The 16,376-nt window shown below is 63.9% G+C and carries 14 protein-coding genes and 1 tRNA gene; 3 read left to right on the forward strand and 12 right to left on the reverse strand.

Annotation, left to right across the window (positions count from 1 at the left end; genetic code table 11):
• Nucleotides 1-23: 23 nt before the first annotated feature.
• Together F7R11_RS12115 and F7R11_RS12120 are read right to left on the reverse strand one after the other, a co-directional pair.
• Nucleotides 24-1,367 (reverse strand): NAD(P)-dependent oxidoreductase, encoded by a 1,344-nt coding sequence (locus F7R11_RS12115; RefSeq protein ID WP_064803807.1) that lies wholly within the window; start codon nucleotides 1,365-1,367, stop codon nucleotides 24-26.
• Nucleotides 1,368-1,474: 107 nt separating this feature from the next.
• Nucleotides 1,475-2,755 carry a Zn-dependent hydrolase gene (locus tag F7R11_RS12120; RefSeq protein WP_064803809.1) on the reverse strand — a complete coding sequence of 427 codons (1,281 nt, stop codon included), beginning with the start codon at nucleotides 2,753-2,755 and terminating at the stop codon, nucleotides 1,475-1,477.
• 360 nt (nucleotides 2,756-3,115) lie between these two features.
• Here F7R11_RS12120 and F7R11_RS12125 point away from each other — a divergent pair, with 360 nt between their 5' ends.
• Nucleotides 3,116-3,823 carry a TetR/AcrR family transcriptional regulator gene (locus tag F7R11_RS12125; RefSeq protein WP_064803811.1) on the forward strand — a complete coding sequence of 236 codons (708 nt, stop codon included), beginning with the start codon at nucleotides 3,116-3,118 and terminating at the stop codon, nucleotides 3,821-3,823.
• An 88-nt stretch (nucleotides 3,824-3,911) separates the two neighbouring features.
• Here the strand turns inward: F7R11_RS12125 and rpiA are convergent, their stop codons facing one another.
• A complete protein-coding gene (rpiA, locus tag F7R11_RS12130) occupies nucleotides 3,912-4,598 on the reverse strand; it encodes a ribose-5-phosphate isomerase RpiA (protein WP_064803814.1) in 687 nt (228 codons plus the stop codon).
• A 159-nt stretch (nucleotides 4,599-4,757) separates the two neighbouring features.
• On the opposite strand from rpiA, the gene tal reads away from it, so the two are divergent.
• A complete protein-coding gene (tal, locus tag F7R11_RS12135; RefSeq protein WP_064803816.1) occupies nucleotides 4,758-5,717 on the forward strand; it encodes a transaldolase in 960 nt (319 codons plus the stop codon).
• A 15-nt stretch (nucleotides 5,718-5,732) separates the two neighbouring features.
• Here tal and F7R11_RS12140 read toward each other — a convergent pair whose 3' ends face one another.
• Genes F7R11_RS12140 through rnr form a run of 3 tightly spaced genes read right to left on the reverse strand, consistent with a single transcriptional unit; the run spans nucleotide 5,733 to nucleotide 9,878 of the window.
• Entirely contained in the window at nucleotides 5,733-6,482 is a 750-nt protein-coding gene (locus F7R11_RS12140) for an SIR2 family NAD-dependent protein deacylase (protein WP_064803817.1), read from the reverse strand.
• Entirely contained in the window at nucleotides 6,482-7,234 is a 753-nt protein-coding gene (gene rlmB, locus F7R11_RS12145) for a 23S rRNA (guanosine(2251)-2'-O)-methyltransferase RlmB (RefSeq protein WP_021194204.1), read from the reverse strand. Before rlmB ends, F7R11_RS12140 begins: the two co-directional genes overlap by 1 nt.
• Nucleotides 7,235-7,286: 52 nt before the next feature.
• On the reverse strand, nucleotides 7,287-9,878 hold the full coding sequence (gene rnr / locus F7R11_RS12150) for a ribonuclease R (protein ID WP_064803819.1): 2,592 nt from the start codon (nucleotides 9,876-9,878) through the stop codon (nucleotides 7,287-7,289).
• Nucleotides 9,879-9,948: 70 nt separating this feature from the next.
• Here rnr and F7R11_RS12155 point away from each other — a divergent pair.
• A tRNA-Leu gene (locus F7R11_RS12155) sits at nucleotides 9,949-10,033 on the forward strand.
• Between the two features lie 369 nt (nucleotides 10,034-10,402).
• Here F7R11_RS12155 and F7R11_RS12160 read toward each other — a convergent pair.
• The 6 genes from F7R11_RS12160 to hflK form a co-directional block, all read right to left on the reverse strand.
• A complete protein-coding gene (locus F7R11_RS12160) occupies nucleotides 10,403-10,975 on the reverse strand; it encodes a phosphoribosyltransferase (protein ID WP_031329173.1) in 573 nt (190 codons plus the stop codon).
• A gap of 127 nt (nucleotides 10,976-11,102) precedes the next feature.
• Entirely contained in the window at nucleotides 11,103-12,443 is a 1,341-nt protein-coding gene (locus F7R11_RS12165) for an adenylosuccinate synthase (protein ID WP_064803822.1), read from the reverse strand.
• A 95-nt stretch (nucleotides 12,444-12,538) separates the two neighbouring features.
• Nucleotides 12,539-13,702, reverse strand: coding sequence for an ATP phosphoribosyltransferase regulatory subunit (locus F7R11_RS12170; protein ID WP_064803824.1), 1,164 nt, complete (start codon nucleotides 13,700-13,702; stop codon nucleotides 12,539-12,541).
• Between the two features lie 57 nt (nucleotides 13,703-13,759).
• Nucleotides 13,760-13,960, reverse strand: a complete 201-nt coding sequence (locus F7R11_RS12175) for a DUF2065 domain-containing protein (protein ID WP_048934328.1) — start codon at nucleotides 13,958-13,960, stop codon at nucleotides 13,760-13,762.
• A 78-nt stretch (nucleotides 13,961-14,038) separates the two neighbouring features.
• Complete coding sequence (gene hflC, locus F7R11_RS12180) at nucleotides 14,039-14,956, reverse strand: protease modulator HflC (protein WP_048934290.1); 918 nt, start codon at nucleotides 14,954-14,956, stop codon at nucleotides 14,039-14,041.
• 11 nt (nucleotides 14,957-14,967) lie between these two features.
• On the reverse strand, nucleotides 14,968-16,347 hold the full coding sequence (gene hflK / locus F7R11_RS12185; RefSeq protein ID WP_031329171.1) for an FtsH protease activity modulator HflK: 1,380 nt from the start codon (nucleotides 16,345-16,347) through the stop codon (nucleotides 14,968-14,970).
• Between the last annotated feature and the right edge of the window lie 29 nt (nucleotides 16,348-16,376).

Raw genomic sequence — 16,376 nt, forward strand, 5'->3', positions numbered from 1 at the left:
AAAGTGGTGTTCGGGGGTGCGGCTCAGGCCGCCTTGGCCGTGAGGCTTGCCAGATAAGCGTCGATGGAGGCGGCGGCAACCTTGCCGTCCTGCACGGCCTGCACCGTCAGGTCGACGCCACCCGTGGCTGCGCAGTCGCCACCGGCCCACACGTCAGGCAAGGTGGTGCGCCCGCCTGCGTCCACGGCGATGCGGCTGCCGTCAACGGTCAGCAGTTCGCCATCCACGCCAATCGGCACCAGTGTCTGGCCGATGGCCTTGAGCACCATGTCGGCATCGACCGTAAAGCGTTCGCCTGCTTCACCCGAGCACTCGAACTCCACGCCGATCACCTGCCCGCCCTGCCCAATCAAGCGCACCGGCTTGGCGTGCGTGATGAGGGTGACGCCATTCTTCTGCGCGAATTCGCGCTCAGCCCAGGTGGCGCTCATCGACTCGACACCGCGCCGGTAGACCATCGTCACCGTCGTCGCGCCGAGCTTGTGGCTTTGCACGGCAGCATCCACGGCGGTGTTGCCGCCGCCGATGACCACCACGCGCCGGCCGACCGGCACGGTTTCCAGCGCAGCGGCTTGGCGCACCTGCTCAATGAAATCGACGGCGTTCATCACGCCCGACAGGTCTTCGCCTTCCAGCGCCAACGCCCGCACGCCACCCAGGCCCATCGCCAGGAACACGGCATCGTGCTGCTTGCGCAACGCATCGAGCGACATGTCGCCGCCCAAGACCACGCCGGTCTTCAGTTCAATGCCGCCGACCGACAGCAGCCACGCCACCTCGCGCTGCGCAAAATCGTCGACGGTCTTGTAGGCGGCAATGCCGTACTCGTTCAAGCCACCCGGCTTGGCATGCGCGTCGAACAGCGTGACGCGGTGCCCGGCCAACGCCAGCCGATGCGCGCACGCCAGCCCCGCCGGCCCAGCACCGACAACGGCGACATGGCGGCCGGTTTCTGGCGCCCGCTTGAAAAGCGGCACACCCTTGGCCATCGCCCAATCCGTGGCATGACGCTGCAACGCGCCAATCGCCACAGGCTGCGCATCCTGATCGTTGCGCACGCATGCGCCTTCACACAGGATCTCGGTCGGGCACACCCGCGCGCACATCCCGCCGAGCGGGTTGGCGGAGAGGATGTCCACCGCCGCGCCCTTCAGGTTGCCGTTGCCGATCTTGCGGATGAAGCTGGGGATGTCGATCTGCGTCGGACACGCTTGCACGCAGGGGGCGTCGTAGCAGTAGTGACAGCGGCTGGCCGCAGCCGCCGCAGCGGTGGGATCGAGCAACGGCGCGATGTCGGCAAACTCGCACGACAACTGCTCCGGCGACAGACGGTGCGCGGCAATATCGCCCGTTTCCTTGATAGCCATGGTGGCTCCTTCTTCCGTGTGAGGACACAGCCGTGCCCGCCGGCCTCACACAGGCGAGGTCGGGACGGCTTTCGTTTTGGGGTGATGCGACAGCGACTACGGTTGCGCTATGAAGCGGGCTCGGATGCGCGCGAGAGCATCGCGTGCAGCAGAACATTCGCGCCGGCCTCGATCCACTCGGGCGTGGCGTCTTCGATCTCGTTGTGGCTGATGCCGTCCACGCACGGCACGAACACCATCGACGTGGGCGCCACCTGCGCCAGATAGCACGCATCGTGGCCCGCGCCGGACACCATGTCGCGGTGCGAATAGCCAAAGCGCTCTGCCGCCGCACGCACGGATGCCACACACGCGGCATCGAACTTGACGGGCTCGTAGTAGAAGATCTGCTCGAGCTGCGTTTCCAGCCCGATGCCCTGGGCGATCTTGGCGACGCCCTCGCGCAGCGCGGCGTCCATCTTCGCGAGCACCGCATCCTCCGGATGCCGGAAATCGACCGTGAAGAACACACGCCCCGGAATCACGTTGCGCGAGTTCGGGTGCACCTGCATCATGCCGACCGTCGCGCAGGCAAACGGCGCGTGGTCCAGCCCGATGCGGTTGACCAGATCGACCACGCGTGCGGCGCCCAACAGCGCGTCGCGGCGGCGCGGCATGGGTGTCGGGCCGGCGTGGGCCTCCTGGCCCGTCAGCGTGATCTCGTACCAGCGTTGGCCTTGCGCATCCGTCACCACACCGATGGTTTTCTGCTCGGCCTCCAGAATCGGCCCCTGCTCGATATGCAACTCGAACGCGGCGTGCAGCTTGCGGCCCCCGCACGGCACATCGCCCGCATAGCCGATCCGCTTGAGTTCTTCGCCGATGGTCTTGCCGTCCACGTCCTTGCGCGAGAGGCCGTATTCCAGCGTGAAGACACCCGCAAACACGCCCGAGGCCACCATCGCCGGCGCAAAGCGCGAGCCTTCTTCGTTGGTCCAGATCACGACCTCGATCGGGTGCTCGGTCTCGATGCCATGGTCGTTCAGGCTGCGAATCACCTCCAGCCCGCCGAGCACGCCATAGATGCCATCAAAGCGGCCGCCGGTCGGCTGTGAGTCCGCATGCGAACCGGTCATCACAGGCAGCGCATCCGGGTTGCGCCCGGCGCGTCGCATGAACACGTTGCCCATCTGATCGACCGTCACCGTGCAGCCGGCCTCCTTGGCCCAGCCGACGATGAGATCGCGCCCCTGCTTATCGAGATCGGTCAGCGCAAGCCGGCAGACACCACCCTTGGGTGTCGCGCCGATCTTCGCTACCGTCATCAGGCTGTCCCACAATCGCTTGCCGTTGACCCGGATCGACGTATCAAGCCGGGCCGTTTCCAACGCTTCGGGTGCTGCACTCATTGCGTGTCGCTCCTTTGGGGTCCGCCATGCCGGCCTGCCGGTCACACCCATGCGGTGCAGCGGCGGCCGTGTTTTGGGGCATCTCCGCACGCGGGCGGTGCATGCGGATGGTGTCGTCTCGGGCAGTGTTTTCGGAGTCCTCCTCGCCAACGCAATCCTGTCCGAATGGACAGGTTGTAGACGAGGATTCCTGTCAAATCAATGTCTTTCGCAGACGGGCTTTTAAAGCGAGAAGCGTGCCATTGCGGCGCAGCATGAAGAGTTCGCCCTCACGGTCGAGAGATGCCGTGCTGCCATCGCAGCGACTAGAATGAGGCGCAGCGCGGCATCCCCTGCGCAGACACGCCGCACGAGACCACCATGCGAGACGACCCAGCCGCAGCCGCACCCTCCGACAACACCGAAACCGCAACGCCAATGCGGCGGCGCAAGGCGCATATCCGCGCCTCGAACGAAGCGCATCTGCTGGCCTGCGCCGAAGCGGTGTTTGCCGAACGTGGACTCGAAGGCGCGAGCACCGCCATGATTGCCGAGCGCGCCGGCTTGCCCAAGGCGAATCTGCACTACTACTTTCCGACCAAGCTGGCGCTGTACAAGCGGGTGCTCGAAGATCTGTTTGAAGACTGGCACCGCGCGGCCAACTCGTTTGAAGACAGCGACGATCCCGCCGAGGCCATCAGCAGCTACGTGCGCGCCAAGATGGAGTTGTCACGCCGCCGGCCATTGGGCTCCAAGGTCTGGGCCAACGAGATCATCCACGGCGCGGAACATATGCAGGACATCCTCGCGCAGCGCGTCAAACCGTGGTTCGACACGCGCGTGCAGGTCATCGACACCTGGATCGCACGCGGACAACTCGCGCCCGTCGACGCAGAAACGCTGATGTACCTGATCTGGTCGACCACCCAGCACTACGCCGATTTCGAAGCGCAGATCCGCGCGCTCTCAGGCAAACGCGCGCTCACGCAAAAGGCCTTTGCCGAGCGCACCGAGGAAGTCGTGCAGCTGGTGCTGCGCGCGTGCGGTGTCGCGTCACCCGGCGTGCACGAGGGTGAGCCGGGCGACTAAGGCAATCAATACGAGGCTCAAAAGCAAACATGCCGCTCAGCGTGAACTGAACGGCATGTTTGTTTGGTGCCTGGTGGCGGTGTAGCGGTCAGAAATCGCGACGCTGTACGCCCGCTTCCGTACCCAGCAGCAGCACGTTGGCACCGCGCTTGGCAAACAGGCCCACGGTGACCACGCCCGGGATGTCGTTGACCACCGATTCGAGTCCCTTCGGATCGGCAATGCGCGACCCCACCACGTCGAGGATCACATTGCCGTTGTCGGTCTTGTAGATCTGCCCTTCCTTGGTCATGCGCAGACGCGGCTGACCGCCCAGCGCAGCCAGTTGGCGCGCCACGGCGGCACGTGCCATCGGCACCACTTCCACCGGCAGCGGGAATGCGCCCATCGTCTCGACCAGCTTGCTGCCATCGGCAATGCAGACGAACGTCTTGGCGACCGATGCGACGATCTTCTCGCGCGTGAGCGCACCGCCGCCGCCCTTGATCATCGCGCCCGAAGCGTCGATCTCGTCAGCGCCGTCCACGTACACAGGGATGGCGTCGACTTCATTCAGATCCAGCACCGTGAAGCCGTGACCCTGCAGGCGGCGCGTCGAAGCCTCCGAGCTGGACACCGCGCCGGCAAAGCGTGCCTTGTGCGACGCCATCGCGTCGATGAACAGGTTGGCCGTCGAACCGGTGCCGACACCCAGTACCGCGCCCTCGGGCACGTTGGCCAATACGTAATCTGCGGCGGCCTGTGCCACCAGTGCCTTCAGTTCATCCTGCGTCATCGCAAACACCCCAAGAAACCGGTCGGAATCGGAAAACCCGGTAGTGTACCGGATCAATACGATGGCTCCCGGCCGGCTGGCGGAGCCAAACCCGCGGAGTACAATCGACTCATCCTTCCACCTCCAGCGCAACGCTGGAACGTACCACGGACTCGCTTCATGACTCAGCTCGATCAACTCAAGCAGTTCACCACCGTTGTCGCCGACACGGGCGATTTCCAGTCGATGCGCGCCTACGCGCCGCACGACGCGACCACCAACCCATCGCTGATCCTGAAGGCCGTGCAAAAGGCCGAATACCGCCCGCTGCTGGAACAAGCCGTGCGCGATGCGCGTAGTAACAGCGTGGAAGACATCATCGATGCCGTGCTCGTGGCATTCGGCTGCGAGACCCTCTCGATCATCCCGGGTCGCGTGTCGACCGAAGTCGATGCGCGTTTGTCGTTCGACACCGAGGCGACCGTCGCTAAGGCCAAGCACCTGATCGCGCTGTACGAAGCACGCGGCGTGGCACGTGAGCGTGTGCTGATCAAGATTGCATCGACGTGGGAAGGCATTCGCGCGGCCGACCAGCTTCGCGCCGAAGGTATCCGCTGCAACATGACGCTGCTGTTCTCGCTGGCGCAAGCCGTGGCATGCGCGGAAGCGGGCGTGCAGCTCATCTCGCCGTTCGTCGGCCGCATTTACGACTGGTACAAGAAAGACGCCGGCGCCAACTGGGACCCAGTCGCCCAAGGCGGTGCGAATGACCCGGGTGTGCAGTCCGTCCTGCGCATCTACAACTACTATAAGAAGTTCGACTACGCGACCGAGGTGATGGGCGCGAGCTTCCGCAATGTGTCGCAGATCGTCGAACTGGCTGGCTGCGACCTGCTCACCATCAGCCCGGACCTGCTCGCCCAGTTGCAGCAATCCGATGCGCCGGTCGAGCGCAAGCTCTCGCCGGACAACGCCAATGCCGCCAACATCGTGCGCCTGCCCGCCGACGAGAAATCGTTCCGCTGGCACATGAACGCCGATGCCATGGCCACCGAAAAGCTGGCCGAAGGCATCCGCCTGTTTGCTGCGGATGCGGTTAAATTGGAAGCGTTGATTGAGCCGCTGCGCGTAGCGGCTTAAAAAGAAGGCGGTGCCTTACCCCAGCATGGCGGGCAAGCACACGCCCGCCGGCTGGTGGATCACCAGGTCGGCCGTTCCATCCAGCGCGCTCGGCTCCGGATTCACGACGATCACCTTGGCGCCGTGGTCCTTCGCAAGACCCGGCAATCCGGCCGCCGGATACACCATGCCGGACGTGCCCACCACCAGGCATACGTCACACGTGTTGGCCGCCTCTTCGGCGCGGTAGTTCGCCACCAGCGGAAGCTGTTCACCAAACCACACCACGCCCGGACGCAGCATCGCGCCGCATGTCGCACAACGCGGCGGCCTGCCCGGCTCGGCCGTCGCCACATCACATTTACCGCAGCCGCCCAGCCATTTGTCGACGAACAGGTTGCCGTGCAGCTCGATCACGCCTTCGCTGCCGGCACGTTGATGCAGGCCGTCGACGTTCTGTGTGACGACCGTCACTGTCTTGCGCTTGGCCAAGGCGGCAATCGCCAGATGAGCAGGATTCGGCTGGGCCTGCAGCACACGTTCGCGGCGCTCCTGGTACCAGTCCCACACCATGCGCGGGTGCTTGCGGTAGGCAGCCTCGGTCGCCATGTCTTCGGGCTTGAACTTCTCCCACAAGCCCGTGAGCGCATCACGGAACGTGGCCACGCCGGATTCCGCCGACACCCCCGCGCCGGTCAGCACCATGATGCGGTCTGCAGACTCAATCCAGGCACGTGCCTGCGCCAACGCAGCCGCGTCAGGCGCAGCCGTCGGTTCGACAGACATCACTTCTTGGCCGGTGCGGCTGCGCGTTGACGCACCGCCTCGAACAGGCAAACGCCGCTGGCCACCGACACGTTCAGGCTTTCCACGCTACCTGCCATGGGGATGCTGACCAGCGCGTCACACGTCTCGCGCGTGAGACGGCGCATGCCCTCGCCTTCAGCGCCCATCACGATGGCGATCGGGCCCTTGAAGTCAGCTTGGTAGAGATCCTGCTCAGCTTCATCCGCCGTGCCGATCACCCACACACCGCGCTCCTGCAGCTCGCGCAGCGTGCGCGCCAGGTTGGTCACGGTGATGTAGGGAACGGTCTCGGCAGCGCCGCTGGCTACCTTGGCCACCGTGGTGTTGATGCCGACGCTGCGATCCTTGGGAGCGATCACGGCATGTGCGCCGGCTGCATCGGCCACGCGCAGGCAAGCGCCTAGGTTATGCGGATCGGTCACGCCATCGAGCACGAGCAGCAGCGGCGTGCCCTCAATACCGTCGAGCAGTTCGTCGAGATTGAGCGCCAGCGACAACGACTCTGCCTTGGCAACCACACCCTGATGGCGGTCGGTGCCAGCGATACCGCGCAGACGTTCGTTATCAGCCGGAATCAGGCGCACGCCGGCAGCTTCCGCCGCCTTCAGGAAATCCTGCATGCGGCGGTCGCGGCGGTTGGCCTCGAAATAGATTTCGTCGATCGACTTTGCGCCGTGGCGCAGTCGGGCGGTCACGGCATGGAAGCCGATGAGGAGCTTGGATTTAGACATGGCGCGATTGTACCCGTCTGCCCTCGCTCCTCAGCGGTTTTCCAGGGGGGGGTCAGCGCCCCTTGGACTTCCGCGGCGCCTTGGCCGGCGCCTTGCGTGCAGTGGTCTTGGCACCGCCCTTGGGCTTGGGCGCACGCGTTGCCTGCCTTTTGCGGGCCGGCTTGGCATGCGCATGACCCGGCGGCTGTGCACGCGAGCCCGGCTCGAACACCGGCTGCTCTTCGAAGACGCGGTCGAGCGTCTCGTCGAACGATTCCTCCGGCTTGGCCGTACCACCCAGCAGCGCCGCCAACTGCCGCGGCTTCTTGCGGCCGACCGGCGGCGCGGGCGTAGCAACAGCGGGCTGGCGGCCTGCCGCGGCTTCCGGTGCCCCTGCCACCTTCGTCGGCCGCAGCGCCTTGGCCGACGGCTCCTGAATCAGGCGGAAGTCCATCTTGCGTGCATCCAGATCCACGCGCAGCAACTGCACACGCACGCGGTCGGTCAGGCGGTAGCGGATGCCCGTACGCTCGCCGCGCAGCTCGTTGCGGGCTTCGTCGTACTGGAAGTAGTCGCTGCCCAGTTCGGTCACATGCACCAGGCCCTCCACGTACAGCTCGTCGAGCTGCACGAAGATGCCGAACGAGGTGACCGCACTGACCGTGCCCGAGAACTCGTTGCCGAGCTTGTCGCGCATGAAGTAGCACTTGAGCCAGGCCTCGACATCGCGCGAGGCCTCGTCCGCGCGGCGCTCGTTGGCCGAGCAATGCACACCCAGCTCATGCCAGATCGCCTCGGCCTTGGCCTTATTGACGATTGCGGCCGGCACGCCCTTTTCGGCTTCCGCCTGCAGGCGGCGCGCCTTGGGCGACAGTGCGCTGTTCAGCTGCACGCCCGGCGCCAGCGCCGGCACATAGCGCGTGCGCTGCAGGATCGCCTTGATGGAGCGGTGCACCAGCAAGTCCGGATAGCGGCGGATCGGGCTGGTGAAGTGCGCATAGGCCGGGTACGCCAGACCAAAGTGACCGATGTTGTCCGGGCTGTAGACCGCCTGCTGCATCGAGCGCAGCAGCATGGTCTGCAGCATCGGCGCATCGGGGCGCGCGGCGATCTTTTCCATCACCTCCGCGTAGTCAGACGCCTGGGGTTTGTCGCCACCACCCAGCGTCAGGCCGCTGGTCTTCAGGAAGGCGCGCAGTGCTTGCAGCTTTTCTTCCGTCGGGCCCGCGTGCACGCGGTACAGCGCCGGATGTTTGTACTTCTCCAGCATCTCGGCCGCACAGACGTTGGCCGTCAGCATGCACTCCTCAATCAGCCGGTGCGCATCGTTGCGCGTGCGCGGCAGGATCTGCTCGATCTTGCCCTGCGCGTTGCAGACGATGTACGTCTCGGTGGTATCGAAGTCAATCGCACCACGCTCGCGGCGTGCCTTGAGCAACGTCTGATACAGCTCGTACAGGTCCTGCAGATGCGGCACCAGCGGTGCACGCTTCGCAGCCTCCGGGCCCTTCACATTCGACAGGATCGACCAGACCTCGTTGTAGGTCAGACGCGCCTTCGAGTGCATCACCGCCGGATAGAACTGGTAGGCCTTGATCTCGCCCTTGGCGCTGATGACCGCGTCGCAGACCATGCACAGGCGATCCACTTCCGGATTCAGCGAGCACAGCCCGTTGGAGAGCTTCTCCGGCAGCATCGGAATCACGCGGCGCGGGAAGTAGACCGAAGTGGCACGATCAATGGCGTCGGCATCCAGCGGATGTCCGGGCCGCACGTAGTGCGACACATCGGCAATCGCCACAATCAGGCGCCAACCTTTACTGCGACCGATCTTCACGGGCTCGGCATACACCGCATCATCGAAGTCGCGCGCGTCTTCACCGTCAATGGTGACGAGCGGCACATCACGCAGGTCGATGCGGCCAGCCAAATCGGCATCACGCACAGCGTCCGGCAGCGCTTCGGCCTCACGCTGGGTCGGCTGGGAGAATTCATGCGGCACACCGTACTTGCGCACGGCGATCTCGATCTCCATGCCAGGATCGTCAATCTCGCCCAGGACTTCGACCACGCGACCGATCGGCTGCACGTAGCGATCCGGATATTCCAGGATCTCCACGCTCACCACCTGGCCAACCTTCGCCTTACCTTGCCCCTTGGGCGCAATCAGGATGTCGCGGCCCAGACGCTTGTCTTCGGGCGCCACCACCAGCGTGCCGCTCTCCGAGAGCAGGCGGCCGATGATGCGCTTGTTGGCGCGCTGCAGGATCTCGACGATCTGCCCCTCCGATCGCCCGCGGCGGTCGTAGCCCACGGCACGCACCAGGGCGCGGTCGCCATGCATGGCCTTCTGCATTTCGCGCTCGGGCAGGAAAATGTCGGGCTCGCCATCATCACGGACGAAGAATCCGAAGCCATCGCGATGGCCAATCACACGGCCCTCGATGAAATTGGGTTGGTGCGCCAATTCGTAGCGCCCTTTGCGGTTGAGTTCGATCTGACCATCCCGCTCCATGGCGGTCAGACGCTTGATAAAGCCATCGTGCTCTTTACGGGTGACCGACAGCGTCTTAGCGATATCGGTGGCAGACAGCGGAGACCCCGAAGTGCGCAGCACACCGAGGATTTCCTCGCGGCTCGGGATCGGATAAGTCGGCTGATTCAATTTTTTCTTCTAGAGTGTTGACAGGTTCGATAGAACCCGTGATAATTTCAGCTTCAGTACACGCACACCTGCCCAGGTGGCGGAATTGGTAGACGCACTAGTTTCAGGTACTAGCGGGTAACTCCGTGGAGGTTCGAGTCCTCTCCTGGGCACCAGAGTTTAGGAACGGCGCAACGCAAGTTGCGCCGTTTTTCTTTTCCGTGATCGGATTGTTGTTCAGTGGCTGACGCGACATTCCGCGAAGGACGACAGGCATTGTGTCTCGGCTATCACACCGGGGCTGGGCCAGGATCACCGGCTCGCGCATCCCAGGCGCTGGGTGGGTTCGATGCCCGGCGCATCCCTTAAGACGCGCCGCACTTCGATCATCCGCGCGGCCTGCATTGACCAAATTCTGCAAAGCCAGTCCGTGCGCGGGTTTCGGGCCCGTGTTGCGACCCGTCACGTGAGGTTACCGAAGTGGCACGCACGGCGCAAGCCGCACACACCACTCCCCGATTGCTTCGACGCAATCCACCAACGACTCAAACCGCCGGCGCCTCACCGTTGCCAGCCGCACGCGCCTTGCCGCGCTTGATCCAAGCCGCCAGATTGTGCGGGCGCAGCGTATCGTATTCCTCGAACGGCTGGTGAATCCACGGGTTGGTCGGCAGGAACTGCACCGCATAATCCGGCTTGATCTTCGAACATGCCTTGTGCCACAGCACGGCGGTGCGCACGTCGGTGACGGCGGGATAGCGCTCCTTCAGGTGGCGCCCCACGCGCTCAAGCGTGATGCCGGAGTCCACCAGATCGTCGACCAGCAGCACGCGACCCGACAGCTCGCCGCGCGTCATCGTGATGTACTGAGCGATATCGAGATCGCCCTGCTGCGTGCCCGCGGCCTCGCGATAGCTGCTGGTGGCCAGAATGGCCAGCGGCAGGTCATAGATACGGGAGAGTTGATCGCCCACGCGCAGACCGCCACGCGCCAGGCACAGAATCTTGTCGAACTTCCAGCCCGACTCATGCACAACCAGCGCCAGGCGCTCGATCAAGCCGTGATAGTCATCCCAGGACACCCACAGGTGCGAGTCATCGTTGATCGGCTGGTTCATCGTGTTCCTCTTCTTGATCATGAATGCGGCATGAGTTGCCGCTGTCGTGTTCAGTAAATGCGCTGCTGAATGCAAATTCGCCCGGCGAATCACCGGGCGAGTCTGTCACATGCGCGAGCGCAGCACGTCAGTCCTTGTACGGATGACGCAGCAGGATGGTCTCGTCGCGGTCCGGGCCGGTCGAGATCATGGCGATCGGGATGCCGGCCACCTCTTCCACGCGCTTGAGATACGCCTGGGCGGTCTCGGGCAGTGCGTCCCACTCCTTCAGGCCGAAGGTCGACGTGTTCCAGCCGGGAAACTCTTCATAGATCGGCTGGCAGCGCGCCACGACGTCAGAGCCGCGCGGCAGGATGTCGACTTCCTTGCCGTCGAGCTTGTAGCCAACGCACAGCTTGATGGTTTCGAGGCCATCGAGCACGTCGAGCTTGGTGATGCACAAGCCTGACACGCCGTTGATCTGAATCGCACGGCGCAGAGCGGCAGCATCCAGCCAGCCAGTGCGGCGCGGACGGCCCGTGACCGAACCGAATTCCTTGCCAACGTTAGCCAGCCGCACGCCGGTCGGATCCTGACGAGCAGGGTTATCTGCGTCGTACAGCTCGCTCGGGAACGGGCCGGAGCCCACGCGCGTGCAGTACGCCTTGGTGATACCCAGGATGTAGTGCAGTTGGCCCGGACCCACGCCCGCACCGGCAGCCGCATTGCCAGCCACGCAGTTGCTCGACGTGACGAACGGATAAGTGCCGTGGTCGATGTCGAGCAGCGTGCCTTGCGCGCCTTCGAACATCAGGTTCTTGCCCGCGGCATTCACGGCGAACAGTTCAGCCGACACGTCCGTCACCATCGGCGCAAGGCGCTCGCCGTACGGCAGCATCTCGTCCAGCACTTGCTGGAAGTCCAGCGCCGGGTGGTTCAGGTATTGCGTCAGGACGAAGTTGTGGAAGTCCAGGTTCTCGCGCAGGCGCTCGGCAAAGTAGGCCGGATCGAACAGATCCTGCACGCGCAGCGCACGGCGAGCGACCTTGTCTTCGTACGCCGGGCCGATGCCGCGACCGGTCGTACCGATCTTGGCAGCACCGCGCTTGAGTTCGCGCGCCTTGTCGATGGCAACGTGGTACGGGAGGATGAGCGTGGTCGCTTCCGAGATGCGCAGGCGGTTCTGCACCTGCACGCCGGCCGACTCCAGCTCGTCGATTTCCTTGAACAGCGCCTCGGGCGAGAGCACCACACCGTTACCGATGTAGCATGCGACGCCATCGCGCATGATGCCCGACGGGATCAGACGCAGGATCGTCTTCTTGCCGCCGATGATGAGGGTATGGCCTGCGTTATGTCCGCCCTGGAAACGAACCACGCCTTGCGCATGATCGGTCAGCCAATCGACGATTTTCCCTTTACCTTCGTCACCCCACTGGGTGCCGATGACGACGACATTGCGTCCTTGGCTCACTGCTGGTGCGGACATGTTGAATTTGCAGATGGGTTAAAAACGTATTCTACCCTTGTTGCCAGGGTCTTCCCTGAAATTACCGGGTATTTACACAACGTTATGCAACAGCCTCAGACTGAAGCGTTGCGGGGCTTAACGATCCAGCGACCGCCCTCTTCTACAAGCTGGCGATCGTAGGCGAATTCCTCCAGATCTTCCGGATGGCCCGGCAGCGACTGGATGACGATTTCACCGGCGGCGCGCAGGGCGGCAATCGCCTCACGCAGCTTGGCATCACCCGACCACGGGGCGTGGATGGCGGCAGCACGCGCCTCCACCGGAGAAATGCCAGCGACCTCACGCAGATCCAGCGAAAAGCCGGTCGCCGGGCGGGCGCGACCGAAGGCCTCGCCGACCTTGTCGTAACGACCACCTCGCGCCACCGCATTGGGCACGCCAGCCACGTAGGCCGTGAACATCACACCGCTGTGGTAGTGGTAGCCACGCAAATCGGCCAGGTCGATGTTGACCGCGGCACCTCCAGCGCGCTCGGCCAGCGTGGAGAGATCATCCAGAGCGCGACCGATGGCGGGCAGCGCCGGCAGTTGCGCACGGGCACGAGCGAGCACATCGACACCACCGTACAGCGACGGCAGCAGGTTGATCGCATCGCGCTGAGCTGCGGGCAGGTCGGCCGTCAACGCCCGCAGCGCTGGGACGTCCTTGGACGCCAATGCGGTGAACAGTTCATCCTGCACGCTCAGCGCGACCGGCGCCTGCTCCAGCAGAGCTGCCAACACGCCAACATGGCACAGGTCGAGGCGCACATCTGCCAAGCCTGCCGCCGACAACGCCGCGAGCATGAGTTCCTGGATCTCCAGATCGGCTTCCAGACCGGCGTGGCCGTAGATTTCGGCACCAATCTGCAACGGCTCACGCGTGACGTGAAAGCCACTTGGACGCGTGTGCAATACCGAGCCGGCATAGCACAGGCGCGTCACCCCGGAGCGATTCAGCAGGTGGGCATCAATGCGGGCGACTTGGGGCGTGATGTCGGCACGCAGGCCGATGGTCCGGCCGGAGAGCTGATCGACCAGCTTGAAGGTCTTCAGATCCAGGTCATGGCCGGTGCCGGAGAGCAGCGACTCGATGTATTCCAGCATCGGCGGCATGACCAGTTCGTAGCCGTAGGTGCGGAACAGGTCGAGCATGCGGCGGCGCAGCTCTTCAATCTTGCGCGCCTCGGAAGGCAGCACGTCGGCAATGGATTCAGGCAGCAGCCAATTCGTCGGCATGGCAGTCTCGGTCGGAAGTCTCAGTACAGCGGAATTTCAGGAAGCGCGAAAAGCGGTTCAGTGATGCAGCAGGCGCAACAGGATCAGCCCCACCGCCATTGACACCAGCCCGATCACACGCAGCTTCTCGTCGGGTAGCTCGGTCATCGCCTGGAAGGCACGGCGCCAGGCCTGCGGCGCGACAAACGGCAGGATGCCCTCGAACACGAGCACCAGCGCGCACGCGGCCAGCAAAACGGTGGGGAGTGACTCTTCCATGGGATGCAGGTGGCGAACGAACAAAACCCCGGCAAGCCGGGGTCTGTCCGCCGCAAATACGATCAGCGACGCATTGTACTAGCGATGTCGCCCCGACTGGGCAGCCGCTGGTGCTGCCGCCGAACCACCGCCGTTCGGGCTGCGCATGAACTTGAAGAAATCGCTGTTCGGCTGCAGGACCATCACGTCCTTACGATCGCGGAACGACGCGCGGTAGGCTTCCATACTGCGCCAGAACGCGGCGAACTGCGGATCGCGTCCAAACGCATCGGCGTAGATATCTGCGGCGCGGGCATCGCCCTCACCCTTGATCTTCTGCGCATCGCGGTAGGCATCGGCCAGCACGACTTCACGTTGACGATCGGCATCGGCGCGGATCTTTTCACCCTCGGCGGCACCGGTCGAACGTAGCTCGTTGGCCACACGCTTGCGCTCGGCTTCCATGCGGCGGTAGACCGACTCCGTCACGCTGGCCAGCAGGTCCACGCGCTTCAGGCGCACGTCGATGATGTCCACGCCCACCGACTTGCCGTACTCCTGCACACCCTTGAGGATGCTCTGCATCGCGGCTTCGCGATCCGTGGAAACCACGTCGGAGACGGTACGGCGCGCAAACTCATCGCGGGCGATGGAGTTGATCTTCTGCGTCATGCTGTCCTGTGCGAGGCGGTTGTCGCCCTTGAAGCTCACATAGAACAAGCGCGGATCAGCAATCTTCCACTTCACGAACCAGTCGACCAGCAGGTTTTTCTTCTCTGCTGTGATGAAGCGGTCAGCACCGGCCACATCAATGGTCTGCAGGCGCTTGTCCATGAACACGACGTTCTGCAGCGGCGGCGGCAGCTTGAAGTGCAGCCCCGGCTCCTTGATGACTTGCTTGATCTCACCAAAAGCGAACACCACGGCGTACTGCCGCTGGTCCACCACGAACACCACCGACGAGAACACCGCCAGGGCAATTACCAGCGCCACGAGGGCGGAAATCAGACGATTCATATGCCCTCCTCTTAGCGGGAATCGCGATCGCGGTTACGCAGCGCCTCGCGCGAGCGCGAGTCTGCGTCACTCATCGACGACGGGTTGGAGGGCGTGGGCACGCCTTGCGCCGAACCGCTGTCCTGCGGCGAAGCGCCGGGAGCTGTTGCTGGGCGAGAAGCATCGCCCTGCGTCTGCGCGATCAGCTTGTCCAGCGGCAGGTACAGCAGATTGCCGTTGCCATTTTGGTCGACCAGCACCTTGTTTGCGTTGGCGTAGATGTCCTGCATGGTCTCCAGATAGATACGGTCACGTGTGACCTGCGGTGCTTTCGCGTACTCGCGCTGCACAGAGGCAAAGCGAGCCGCATCACCTTCCGCACGTGCCGTGACACGCGCCTTGTAGCCCTGCGCTTCTTCCATCAGGCGGGCAGCCGTACCCTTGGCACGCGGCACCACGTCGTTGGCATAGGCCTGACCTTCGGAGATCGCGCGTTCGCGGTCTTGGCCTGCCTTGGTCACGTCATCGAACGCGGCCTGCACCTGCTCGGGCGGCTGCACGCTCTGCACGTTGACGCTGAGGATGCGGATACCGGTGTTGTAGGCCGCAAGGATGCGCTGAATCGACTCTGCCAAGTTGCGGCCGACGGCGTCGCGCCCTTCGTAAAGCACGGAATCCATCTTGTTGCGGCCGACAATCTCACGCACAGAGGTTTCGGCGGCCTGCGTGACGAGCTCTTCATCGCCGCCACGATCCGTGCGGTTGAAGAAGAGATACTTGACCGGATCCTCAATGTTGTATTGGACCGAGAAGCGCACGTCGACGATGTTCTCGTCCTGCGTGAGCATCGACGAATCCTTCAGGTTCGTGTCTTTGATCTGCGTGGTGCGGCCGATTTCCAGCGTACGCACGCCCGACAGGTTGACGATCTCGTGCGATTGGATCGGATACGGCAAGCGCCAGTTGATACCCGGCGTGGCCAAATACTTGAAGCGGCCAAATTGCAGGATCACACCGGTCTGGCCTTCCTGAATGATGAAGAAGCCGCTGGCCAGCCACAGCCCCACCAGCACCGCCAGCAGTACACCAACGCCAAGGCCGGAACCACCGCGACCACCACTGGGGCGCAGCGGCGTCGGGCCACCATTACCGCCATCGCCACCTTCCTTGCGGCCGAACAGGTTGTTCAGGCGGCGGTTGAAGTCGCGCCACAACTCGTCGAGGTCGGGCGGACCATCCTGGGGCGGCTTGCTTTGGCGCTTCGGCTCATCCTTGTTTTCGCGCTCGGCATTGTCGTCGCCGCGACCCCAGCGTGGATCGTTCAGTGAAAGCAGCACGCGCAAGCGGTGCCACATGCCCAGCACTGGACGGGGCGAGGCTATGGAAGAAGACTGGGTCGAAATCTCGGGCATGAGCGGTTGGGCTTGTCCTGATTGTCTGA

The sequence above is a fragment of the Ralstonia insidiosa genome, from assembly GCF_008801405.1.
Taxonomy (GTDB): domain Bacteria; phylum Pseudomonadota; class Gammaproteobacteria; order Burkholderiales; family Burkholderiaceae; genus Ralstonia; species Ralstonia insidiosa.